The sequence below is a fragment of the Blochmannia endosymbiont of Camponotus sp. C-003 genome, assembly GCF_023585685.1.
In the GTDB taxonomy this organism is placed as follows: domain Bacteria; phylum Pseudomonadota; class Gammaproteobacteria; order Enterobacterales; family Enterobacteriaceae; genus Blochmanniella.
On record NZ_CP097764.1, the window covers coordinates 84,264 to 96,956 of the forward strand.

Here is a 12,693-nt window from a genome sequence, read left to right on the forward strand (position 1 = left end):
GTTATTTATCACATATATCTTATCGTTTTGATTCCTAATAAATTTAATCCTGTTTTTAAAATACGGGCAGTAATTAATGCTAATTTTAATCTACTATATTTAGTGGATGTATTATGTGCTGTGATAATGGGACAATTTTCATAAAAGGAGGAAAATAGTACAGACAATTTATACAAATAAGAACATAGCATATGAGGAGCTCCTTGTTTTGATACCGCAACAATTGTTTCTTCAAATTGAAGCAAACAAATTGCTAGCAATATTTCTTCCTCAGTTTCTAATTGAATATTATTGTTTTTTAATTGAAAATTGGGGTTTGTAAATCGTTTAAAAACAGAAAAAATCCTGGTATATGCATATTGTATATAAGGTGCTGTATTTCCTTCGAAGTTCAACATACTATTCCAATCAAATATGTAATCTGTAGTACGATTTTTTGATAATTCAGAATATTTAATAGCACCGATACTCATAACATGCGCTAGCTTATTGATTTCAGTATATCTTAAATTGGGATTTTTACTTAATATTAAACAACGAGCTCGTTCCCAAGCTTCATCTAATAATTTTTTTAATTTTAATGCATTGCCCGATCGTGTTTGAAATGGTCTGTTGTCTTTGCCGAGTAGCATGCCACACATATGGTGTTCTAATAACACTGATTTTTCTATATAGCCTGCTTTATCAGCAATTTCCCATGCTTGTATTAGATGTTGTTTTTGTCGAGAATCAGTATAATATATAATTCTGTCGGCATGTAGTACTTGACATCGATATTTTATGCAAGCAATATCGGTGGTGCTATATAAATAAGCTCCGTCTTTTTTTTGAACAATCACTCCAAAAGGGGTACCGTGTTTGTTGCGATACTTTTCGAGCAGTACCACGGTAGCTCCATTACTTATGATTGCTAAGCCTTTATTTTTCAAATCTAATACGATATTAGGAAGCATATCATTGTAAAAACTTTCTCCCATAATGTTGCTTTCTTTTAAGGCAATATTCAATCGCGTATATATGCTTTGATTATTTGATATAGAAATATCTACTAGACGTTTCCATATTTGAAGATAATGTTTATCGCCTTTTTGTAATTTCAGAACATAGTTTCGGGATAATTCAGCAAAATTAGGATCAATATCATATTTTTTTTTAGCTTTTCGGTAAAAATGTTCTAAAGTGGATAATTGTACATTTTCATTTAATAAAAATCCATGTTGTGTGTTGTTCTCTATGTAGGCGATAAGCATTCCAAATTGAGTGCCCCAATCTCCTATGTGATTTATTCGTACAACATTATGCCCTAAAAAAGATAAAATACGTGCAATACTATCTCCGATAACAGTTGAACGTAAATGACCAACATGCATTTCTTTTGCAACATTTGGTCCAGAATAATCAATAATAATAGTTTTTGGTGTAGCAGGAGTAACACCTAGATGAGATAGATAAAAAATATTATCAATTTGATTGGATATCCATGTTGGATTTAAAAATATGTTAATAAATCCTGGTTTTTCAATTTTTATTGTATGAGCGATATCATTTAAATTAATAAATTTTATGAGTTTTTTGGAGAATTCTTCTACAGGTAGATTTAATTTTTTAGAAATAGTTATTAAACCATTAATTTGATAGTTTCCAAATTTTCTTTTTGTTGATTGTTGTACTTGTATCAGATCCAAAAAGGATTCATTTGTAATGGAAAGTAAAGCTCGATGAATTTTTTTTAGTAAAAATTTTTGAAGATTCATATAAATATTAAAAATATATTATTTTTACATTTAAATATATAATGATTTTTTGATATAAACCAAAACTGTATTTTGTAATTATATACATATTTTAAAAGTTATTTTGTATTTGTTCGACATATTTACGTTATATCTAGAACGTTTTAGATTATTGAATTATTAATTGATAATTATGTGATGTTCTTATGTGATTTTTTTATAAAGTAAATTGAAGATTTAATTCTATTTATAATAATAAAATATCATAAATAAAATATCATAAATAAAAACCATATACAAGGACATACATATATCCTTGTATATGGTTTTTATTTATGTATTATTTATTTTAAATTATTAAATTTTATAATATTATTTGGGTGAATATAAGGTAAATTTAAGTTATAGTTAATTTAAATAAATTTTAGTGTAATGCGGGAAAACGTTCTATAATGTTTTTTCGCTAATTTATATAGTATTGGAAATAGTTTTATTTATATGAATTTTCGAAAAAAAGTGTATATGTTTAATTAATTGATATGTAATTTTTTTAAAATAGATATTGTGCAATTAGATGTTCATGATTAGAGGTATGTGTATGCGCACTGCATATTGTGGTCAATTGAATTTGGCTCATGTGGGTTTAGAAGTTACATTATGTGGTTGGATCAATAAATATCGTAATTTTGGTGGATTAATTTTTATTGATTTACGTGATAGAGAAGGATGTATACAGGTTTGTTTCGATGTGAATCAAAACAAAAAAATATGTATATCTGCTACTAAATTAAAACAAGAATTTTGTATACAGTTAATAGGTACGATTCGTGCGCGTCCTAAGAATCAAATTAATAGTAATATGCCTACTGGCGCTATCGAGGTAGTAGCTAAAAATTTTTCTATTCTTAATATTTCTGATCCATTACCATTAGATATCAGTAAAAATAATATTGAAGAAAATAGGTTAAAGTATCGTTATCTTGACTTAAGACGTCCTATTATGTCGTATCGAATAAAAACTCGATCGCGTATTATGTCAATTGTTCATAGGTTTATGGAATTAGAGGGGTTTTTGAATATTGAAACTCCGATGTTAACAAAAGCTACCCCAGAAGGTTCTCGTGATTATATTGTTCCTAGTAGGCTACATATAGGCAAAAATTATGCTTTACCCCAATCACCTCAAATATTTAAACAATTGTTGATGGTGTCTGGTTTTGACAGGTATTATCAAATTACTAAGTGTTTTCGAGATGAAGATTTACGCGCAGATCGTCAGCCTGAGTTTACTCAGATAGATATTGAAACTTCTTTCATGACAACACAAAAAATACGAGAACTTATGGAAATTTTTATTCGTATCATTTGGCGTGAAATTTTAAACGTAGAGTTGGGAACATTTCCTCGGTTTACATATTCTGAAGTAATGCAACGTTTTGGATCTGATGCTCCAGATTTGAGAAATCCAATAGAAATGATTGATGTATCATGTTTATTCCAATCCATACAGAATAGGTTCTCATTTGTTAGAACAAGTGATATTGATATGCAGGTAATAGCTATGAAAGTGCCTAATGGTAGGCAGCTGACACAAAAACAGATCGATGAGTATATTTATTATACTAAAAAATGTGGCTTAAAAGAATTAATGTGGGCTAAGGTTCAATTTAATGATAATGATGTTACTAAAAAAGAGATGCAAGGATCAGTTACTAATTTTGTAGATAATTTAACTTTAGATATTATTTTAAATAAAGCTAATGTTAAAAGTAATGATATTTTGTTTTTTGGGTTTAATGACAACAAAAATCAATCTGTTACAAAAATTTTAGGTTCTTTAAGATTAAAATTGGGTAATGATTTGTGTTTGATTAAAAAAGATTCTTGGGCTCCATTATGGATAATAGATTTTCCGATGTTTAAAAAAAACAACCATGGAGAATTGATAGCTATGCATCACATGTTTACTTCTCCAAAAAATTGTGATGTTCAAATATTGAAGAAAGATCCGTTATCAGTAATTTCAGAAGCTTATGATATGGTAATTAATGGTTGTGAAATCGGCAGTGGATCAGCGCGTATTCATTCGTTTGGTATACAACAAGTGGTATTTGACATTTTAGGTATTACTAAAAATGATCAAAAAAATAAATTTGGTTATTTACTGGATGCATTAAAATATGGAGCGCCTCCACATGCTGGTTTAGCATTTGGGTTGGATCGGATAACTATGTTATTAACTGGATCTAAGAATATTAGAGAAGTGATTGCGTTTCCTAAAACTACAGCATCAGTGGATATAATGGCTAATGCGCCTGATTAATTTATGATATTAACTAGAGGTGTTGAGGCATTGTGGTATCTATGTAATCAGGTTATTTTCGTATTATAAAAAATATTTCAAAGGTTACTGTGGGTATCTACAACATAAAAGTAATCAATACATTCTCTATTATATATAATTATATATCACAAGACACATAAGTAATATGATTGTTTGCTGAAAGATATCATGAACGATTAAAGTCATTTATATTCTTTTCTATAATATTTTCTTTTAATTTTGCTCAGAATGATTCTCTTTTTTTAGAGATCGTAATATAGGCTATTAATTAGTGCGTAGTATTATCGTTTGTTCTATTAAGTTATTATATCGTTATATATGTAAGCATTATTTTGTAATGTTATTCATGTTACTATTAATAATCACGATTGTGACAGTTTGTGAGGTTTTTATTTCATGTACGTTAAATAAAAAAAATTATAACAAAATGCTTCTTATTAAGAAGCAAGAGTCTCATCAATTTGAAATTATGAAAAATGGAAATTTTTTTAATAGTGTAGTGATTCGTTCTAATATTTTAAAGAAACACTGGTATTGTAACAAATCATCGAGAGACATCAACATGTATAACTATACAGTATCTCAGGATGATGTATTGAGTAGAATTTTAATAGAATATAGTAGAAATGGTATTGATGCTTCTGAAATTACTCTTTTACTACAACAGTATCCAATATTAAGACAGATAAAAATAGGACAAATACTTTCTTGGATAATAATTACAAAAAAAAAATTACAATGTTTAATTTGGGATATTTTTCCTCAGGAAATTCGTGTCTACAATCGTATGGATGCTAGTTTTACAGAAGGAATTATTAAAGTTTCAAATCAATTACATGATGGGTTATCTTCTTCAGTTCTATTTATAGGAGAATTAAGTAAAACATTTATTGATAGTGCTCGTTCTTTAGGTATAGATGAGAACTGCATCATAGATATAACTACTGCATTGCAGTATCAATTGGATTTTCAAAGATTACATCAAGGAGATAGATTTTCTGTGTTAACGTCAATCATGATGAATGATGATCATAGTGTTAGAAGTAAATTACTTGGAGCAAGATTGTATACTTCTGGTAAAAATTATTATGTATTTCGTGCAAATAACGGTAAATTATATGATCGTGAGGCTGTAAGATTAGGAGGTAATTTTATGCGATTTCCCACATTAAAGCCATTTCGTGTGTCTTCTAATTTTAATTTAAATAGATTAAATCCTGTGACTGGTCAAGTATCCCCTCATTCTGGTGTTGATTTTGCCGTTCCAATAGGTACTCCTGTTATATCTGTAGGGGATGGAGAAGTTATCGTCAGCACATATAGTAAAATTGCTGGCAATTATGTGACAATTAGACACAATTGTCATTGTATAACTCGATATATGCATTTAAAAAAGTTATTAGTTAAACCTGGTCAAAAAGTTAAATTAGGCGATAGTATAGCGCTATCTGGAAATACAGGTCGATCGACAGGTCCTCATTTACATTTTGAAATATGGATCAATCATCGTCCCGTTAACCCATTGACTACCACACTGTTAGATATTGAAAAATTATTAGGAAATGAGCGTACGATATATTTAAATCAAGTAAAAGAAATTCTTCCTCAATTACGTTTTGATTAGATGTATGTAATGTATTATTATTTCAATAAATACAGTTTTATTTGATTTCTTGTTTTTAATAAAGCCTGTAAAAATGTAGTATGAGTTTGTTTTTGAGAAATATTTCAATTGTATCTATCAGTTATTATATTATGAGTTTACATTTCATTGTAATAGCATTTCAGTCAATGAATGATTATTCTACTTGTAAAATATAGCTAATATTAATTACATCGCATTTATTGTATATATCATTTTGTATCACAACCACTAATTCTCCAGATAGTAGCAGTCCTTTTTCGCGTAATAAATTGCTAGCATATTTGGCATCTATTACATTGTTCCCTGTTCTATTAAAATAAATAGGAATAACTCCTTTGTAAAGAGTAACTATATTTAAAGTATGTTTGTGTTGGGATAGAGCAAAAATAGGTAACTTTGAATTGATACGAGACATCAACAACGTAGTACTTTCAAGTTCAGTTAAAGCAATAATAGCACTGACTCCTATTAGGTGATTAGCAGTATACATGGCCGATATAGCGATAGCTTCTTCGATATTGTTAAATTTTTTTTTTTGACTGATATCTGCTAAAAAATTGATGTTTGAAATTTTTTCAGCACCTAAACATACATTAGCCATAGCTGCTACGGTTTCAGATGGATATTGACCTGTAGCAGTTTCAGCGGATAACATAACTGCGTCAGTACCATCTAACACTGCATTGGCTACGTCCATTACTTCTGCGCGAGTAGGTATAGAATTATGAACCATAGATTCCATCATTTGGGTTGCGGTGATGACTGCTCGATTAAGGGTACGTGCTCTTTGTATTATTTTTTTTTGCACACCCACTAGCTCTGGTTCTCCAATTTCTACTCCTAAATCCCCTCGAGCTACCATGACTGCGTCCGATGCGTAAATGATATCATCTATTGTTTCGTCGGATGCAACTACTTCTGCTCTTTCTATTTTAGAAATAATTTTTGCATGACCTCCAGCATCAACAATTAATTTTCGTGCGTAATTTAAATCTATACTGCTACGCGGAAATGATATTGCTAGATAATCAACTCCAATTTGAGCTGCAGTGATGATATCAATTTTATCTTTTTTTGTTAATACTTTTGCTGCAAGCCCTCCTCCTAATTTGTTTAGGCCTTTATTGTTGTATAACATACCCCCGATAATTACTTTGGTATATATTTTAGTATCATGGATTTTTATAACTTTCAACTGGATTCTTCCATCGTCTAATAGAAGCAGATCTTCTGGATATACGTCTCGAGCAAGTTCTTCGTAATCAACACCTACGCATTTTTGACTATCTTTATTATTGTTGGTCATCATGGAATCAATTAAAAAGTTATCTCCAGATTTTAAGTATATTTTATCACTTTGAAAAGTTGATATACGAATTTTAGGGCCCTGTAAATCTCCGAGAATAGCAACATATGTGTTTAATTTGGAGGCGATTTCGCGTACTTTTTTTGCTCGGATAAAATGTTCTGTTCTTTTTCCATGAGAAAAATTTAGTCGTACGATATTTGCCCCTGAGACAATTATTTTTTCAAGATTATTGCTTTTATCTGTAGCAGGACCTAAAGTAGCGATAATTTTGGTTCTTCTCAATTGTTCTAGCATAATCATTCCTTATGTAACTTAAATGTAAATAATTAAAATTAAAGAGTGATGATTATTAATTATGTTATATATATAATATAATTTTATGTTTATTTTATATTAAATCTTAATATACTATATAATATAATTATATATGAAATATTTATTCTTTATAATCTATAAAATAATTAATTATTTTATAGAAATATTATTAATATTAATGTAGTAACAATCTGAAATTGTAAATATCAGTAGTCTACTGATTGGGATAAACACATAGATAACTACAGTTTGTGGTAGATATTATTTTGAATGAAAAATAAACTGTTCAATTATAAATAAACTTATGGGAATGTTTAATTCGTTATTATAAAATATCTATTATTATATATTTTTATTATTTTAGACATGCTTAATTTTTGGGTATGTAATTTGGTTATGTATCTGTAAATATAAAAATGTATTACAATATCGTGAAAATATAAAAATGATTACTATTAATAGTATACATGATACCTGATTATTTTAGAGTGTTTATTTTTATAAAATTAAATTTGCTTAAGTAAGCTACTTATTATATTTTTGATTAAATATAATAAGTTTATATTTGCTATATAACCTACCTATATATGATGGATATTAAGTACTTGTATTCATCTAACATATCAGAGAATAAATATGAGATCAACATTTACCACTCAAGCATGTAATTTAATTATTTTTGGAGCTAAAGGTGATTTGGCGCGTAGAAAATTGTTTCCGTCATTATATCAATTAGAAAAAATAGGTTCTATTCATCCTGATACACGTATTATAGGAGTAGGTCGTGCAGAATGGAGTCTTGTTATGTATATTGAAGTCGTGTATGTTGCTTTAAAAACATTTATGAAAGAGCCTATTGATGAATCGTTATGGTATGTGTTTAGAGCACGGCTTGATTTTTGTAATTTAGATGTATATCAAACTGAACGATTTGTTTTGTTGTTAGATAAGATAAAAAAGAGTGCAGCAGACATGGTGACAGTAAATTATCTTGCTATGCCTCCTGATACGTTTGGTGTTATATGTAAAGGATTAAGTACTATTGGATTAAACAAAAAATCAAATCGTGTAGTTATAGAAAAACCATTGGGTACCAATTTAGATTCTGCTCGTATTATTAACGCGCAGATATCAGAATATTTTGAGGAAAATCAAATTTATCGTATTGATCATTATTTAGGAAAAGAAACAGTTTTGAATTTATTGGCATTGCGTTTTGCAAATTATTTATTCTCCTCAAATTGGGATAATAATACCATTGATCATGTGCAAATTACTGTAGCAGAGGAAGTGGGTATTGAAGGTCGTTGGGGATATTTTGATTCGGTAGGGCAGATGCGTGATATGATACAGAGTCATTTATTGCAGATTTTGACTATTGTAGCTATGTCTCCTCCAACTAATTTAAGCGCTGATTGTATTCGAGACGAAAAAGTTAAAGTGCTCCATTCATTGAGGAAAATTGATTGTAATAACATACATGATGTTACTGTGCGTGGGCAATATACCTCTGGATTTATTCAAGGAAAACCAGTACCTGGTTATTTAGAGGAAGAGGGAGCTAATACAAGTAGTAATACTGAAACATTTGTATCTATTTGTGTCAATATAGATGATTGGCGTTGGATCGGAGTGCCGTTTTATTTGCGTACCGGGAAAAGGTTACCTATTAAATATTCTGAAATTGTGATTTTTTTTAAAAAACCAATGATTAATTTATTTCCTGATTCGTATAAAGATTTGCCCAACAATAAGTTGACTATTCGGTTGCAACCAGATGAGGGAATAGATGTTCAAATTTTGAATAAAGTACCTGGATTAGGTCATAAGCATCGGTTGCATACTACTAAATTGAATTTAAGTTTTTATGAAGATTTTTATTCAGAACATGTAGTCGATGCGTATGAGCGTTTATTATTGGAGACAATGCGTGGTATTCAAGCATTATTTGTTCGCTGTGATGAAATAGAAGGTGCTTGGCAATGGGTGGATTCTATTATACAAGCTTGGGCACTGGAAGATTATGCTCCAAAGCTTTATAAGGCTGGCACTTGGGGACCTACAGATTCTATGACTATGATTGCTAAAGATGGTCGTTTTTGGAATGACTATCAATTTTATACATAATGATTTTATAAATTATAGTAATTGTTGATTTTTTTATATTATTAATTAATAGAAATGTTATGCTTTTATCTTTTTTTAAAAGACATTTGTTAGAATTAAATATTTCTAATTGTTAAAAATTGATATAAAAGTGTTGCTGTTTTATATAAAATATTTTTTTTTTAAAACATTAAAATTATTTATAGTATTAAACATTGTTTAAATATTTAGGTATTTCTAGTAAAGAGGAAGATGGTTTTTTATGATGCGTATTATATTATTTTTAGTTACTAATTTATCAGTAATGGTATTATTTGGTAGTATATTGAGTTTATTGGGATGTTGGTCTTCTACTACATTTGAATTAATGAGAATAGCTGGAATATTTGGTTTTGGAGGTGCGTTTATTTCGTTATTGTTATCTAAATCTATCGCTTTATCTGCAGTTAATGGTGTGATTATTAGTAAAGCATCTAATGATGTGGAACGTTTATTATTGAAAACAATAAATGTTCAAGCTAAAAAATTAGATATTGCTGCGCCGCAGTTGGCTATTTATGATTCTGTAGATATGAATGCTTTTGCTACGGGAGTTAGAAGAAATTCAGCATTAATAGCTATTAGCACTGGTCTTTTGAAAAATATGAATCAAGAATCAATTGAAGCTGTTGTTGCTCATGAAATGAATCATATTTCTTCAGGCGATATGATTACTATGACCCTGATTCAAGGTGTAATTAATACTTTTGTAATTTTTGTGTCGCGTAGTCTTGCTGTACTGGTCTCTTATTGGACTTCGTTTGTGCATGATCAAAATGATGAGCAACTTGATACTCATGATGATAATTATTGTGATATGAATAATTCTGTAATATATATGATTGTATCAATGTTTTTAGAGATTGTGTTTGGTATACTGGCTAGTATTATTGTTTTTTGGTTTTCGCGACATCGTGAGTTTTATGCGGATGCTGGTGCTGCTAAATTAGTAGGATGCAGAAATGTTATTCTTGCTTTACAAGAATTAAAAAATAGTCATGAACTCAAAATGTCTAATAGTATTACTACTTTATATATTAATAGTGTAAAAAAAAATATATTGAGCGATTTATTCGCATCTCATCCTTCGTTAGATAAACGGATAGAAGCATTACAACATGGTACTTATTTAAATAAGTCGTCTTATTTTTTTAAATAAGTAATTTTTTATTAAAGATAAAATGATTATTTTATAAGTTTATGTAAAGAGTTATACATCGTATGATTTACAAAACAAAAAATAAATATTATTTTTTCTGTGGAATTTTAGTGTAAGTGTGACAGTTGTATAAAAAACATTTATTTTAATTTAATTATGCCCTAAAATAACGAAAAAATTTGTTTTGTTTTTAGGTGTTATATGGTAGAAGTAGTAGTGTAGAATATTTATTTATATATAATAGTTTTTAAATATTATTAATTGATTAAATGGTGTATATAAAAAATGTGTTGAATTGTGATCATTACTTCAGTATTATTATTATTGAATTATTTTTTGTTATTGATGATAGTGTAAAATATAAATGAAAGATTTTATGTATTATTAGCTAGACTTAATTGCATGCAATTAAGTGATCTAGCAGTGTCAGGTAAACCGAGATATGCTTCCGTATATAAGTAGTATTTTTGATAACTTCAGTAAAGAAGTGTTATGTATGAATAATATAATTTCCTCTTATTTGAATGTTTCACGAGAATAATAACTCTGGTTTTTTTTTAATCGCTGTTACGGCAAATGTAAACACTCTAAAGGAAGTATGTAAGATGGCAAAAATTAAAGGTCAAGTAAAGTGGTTTAATGAATCTAAAGGTTTTGGTTTTATTACACCGTCAGATGGGAGTAAAGATGTGTTTGTACATTTTTCTGCCATTCAAGGAAATGGATTTAAAACTTTGTCTGAGGGTCAAAATGTAGAATTTGAAATTCAAGATGGGCATAAAGGTCCATCTGCTGTGAACGTGACAGCTTTATGATGATTAATGGACGTGGATGGCGGTTGTAGTTATCTTTATATAAAAGGATATTTTTTGAAAGAATATAAACAGCGAATGTCATAGTACAAATTTACTGTTGATGCGAAATACATAGTACTTTTTTAAAGTTTACAGATATATATAATATACAGGTATATGAGGTAAGATGTAGTACTAATGTGTTAATTTTAGTAATTTTAGTAAAGATTTTAAAATAATGGATAATGGTGAATGCTAATGCTGGAATATAAAGTTAGACCTGAAAAAAATAAGAGGAACTAATACTTTCATGAATGTATTAGTTCCTCTTATTTTTTTCAGGTCTAACTTTCTATTCTTAAAGACCTAATAATCCTGTCCAGTATCCAACAATTCCAATTCCAAAAAATCCTATAATAATCCATAATGCATTTATTTTTTTGTTTAATAACCACATGCAAGTAAATGTTAATAATAAAGGAATAAATCCAGGCATAAGCTGATCTAAAATGTTCTGTACAGTTGTGATTATTGTCTTTCCATTATTATCAGTAATTTTAGACAACACACATGGTATATTTACGTGCGTCCATTTGTTAACTAATGCTCCCATAACAAATAGACCTAAAATTGAAGAACCTTCTGTTAATTTTTGTAAAACTCCTCCTTCCATATCATGAACAATGCGGATTCCTTTTTGATATCCGTACGTAATACCATAATAACGAGTGGTTAGTCTGACTGTGTTGAATAAAATAAAAAATAAACACGGACCTAATAAGTTGCCCTCTATGGCAACTCCTGCCCCTAATGCAGCAAATACTGGCCTAGCAGTTCCCCAGAATATTGGATCCCCAACTCCAGCTAAAGGTCCCATTAGTCCTACTTTTAAACCATTAATAGAAGCATTATCTATAGTAGTAGCACCATTAGCCTTTTGTTCTTCCATAGCCATAGTAACGCCTAATATAGGAGCAGCGACATAGGGGTGTGTATTAAAAAATTCTAAATGGCGTTTTATTGCTTCTTTTTGATCTTTACTGTTTTTTGGGTATAAACGTCGGATTACTGGAATCATAGAAAAACAGAATCCCAATGCTTGCATACGTTCAAAATTCCAAGATCCTTGAAAAATATTAGAACGAATAAAAACTGCACGTATATCATTTTTCTTTAATTTTATTGATTTTGTTTTAGTGTAGATTTTTTGAGGATTATTAATCATTATTATTACCTATTAATCTGGTCT

Annotated in this window: 8 protein-coding genes; 5 read left to right on the forward strand and 3 right to left on the reverse strand. The window is 29.0% G+C overall.

Features of this window, described 5'->3' with window-relative positions; translation table 11 throughout:
- Positions 1-8: 8 nt before the first annotated feature.
- Positions 9-1,754: an arginine--tRNA ligase gene (argS, locus tag M9397_RS00350; protein WP_250227001.1), complete on the reverse strand. Its 1,746-nt coding sequence runs from the start codon at positions 1,752-1,754 to the stop codon at positions 9-11.
- 553 nt (positions 1,755-2,307) lie between these two features.
- Here argS and aspS point away from each other — a divergent pair.
- Both aspS and mepM read left to right on the forward strand, forming a co-directional pair.
- On the forward strand, positions 2,308-4,056 hold the full coding sequence (gene aspS, locus M9397_RS00355) for an aspartate--tRNA ligase (protein ID WP_474198194.1): 1,749 nt from the start codon (positions 2,308-2,310) through the stop codon (positions 4,054-4,056).
- Between the two features lie 292 nt (positions 4,057-4,348).
- Positions 4,349-5,701, forward strand: coding sequence for a murein DD-endopeptidase MepM (mepM, locus tag M9397_RS00360; protein ID WP_250227002.1), 1,353 nt, complete (start codon positions 4,349-4,351; stop codon positions 5,699-5,701).
- 175 nt (positions 5,702-5,876) lie between these two features.
- Here the strand turns inward: mepM and pyk are convergent, their stop codons facing one another.
- The gene (pyk, locus tag M9397_RS00365) at positions 5,877-7,325 is read right to left on the reverse strand and encodes a pyruvate kinase (RefSeq protein ID WP_250227222.1); all 1,449 of its coding nucleotides are present in this window, start codon (positions 7,323-7,325) and stop codon (positions 5,877-5,879) included.
- A gap of 657 nt (positions 7,326-7,982) precedes the next feature.
- Between pyk and zwf the strand changes: the two genes are divergently transcribed.
- From zwf to cspE, 3 genes are all read left to right on the forward strand, one after another.
- Entirely contained in the window at positions 7,983-9,473 is a 1,491-nt protein-coding gene (gene zwf / locus M9397_RS00370) for a glucose-6-phosphate dehydrogenase (RefSeq protein ID WP_250227003.1), read from the forward strand.
- A 241-nt stretch (positions 9,474-9,714) separates the two neighbouring features.
- Positions 9,715-10,650, forward strand: coding sequence for a protease HtpX (gene htpX / locus M9397_RS00375; RefSeq protein ID WP_250227004.1), 936 nt, complete (start codon positions 9,715-9,717; stop codon positions 10,648-10,650).
- 605 nt (positions 10,651-11,255) lie between these two features.
- The gene (gene cspE, locus M9397_RS00380) at positions 11,256-11,465 is read left to right on the forward strand and encodes a transcription antiterminator/RNA stability regulator CspE (protein WP_250227005.1); all 210 of its coding nucleotides are present in this window, start codon (positions 11,256-11,258) and stop codon (positions 11,463-11,465) included.
- Between the two features lie 337 nt (positions 11,466-11,802).
- On the opposite strand, the gene M9397_RS00385 is transcribed toward cspE, so the two are convergent.
- Positions 11,803-12,669 carry a PTS mannose transporter subunit IID gene (locus M9397_RS00385; protein ID WP_250227006.1) on the reverse strand — a complete coding sequence of 289 codons (867 nt, stop codon included), beginning with the start codon at positions 12,667-12,669 and terminating at the stop codon, positions 11,803-11,805.
- Between the last annotated feature and the right edge of the window lie 24 nt (positions 12,670-12,693).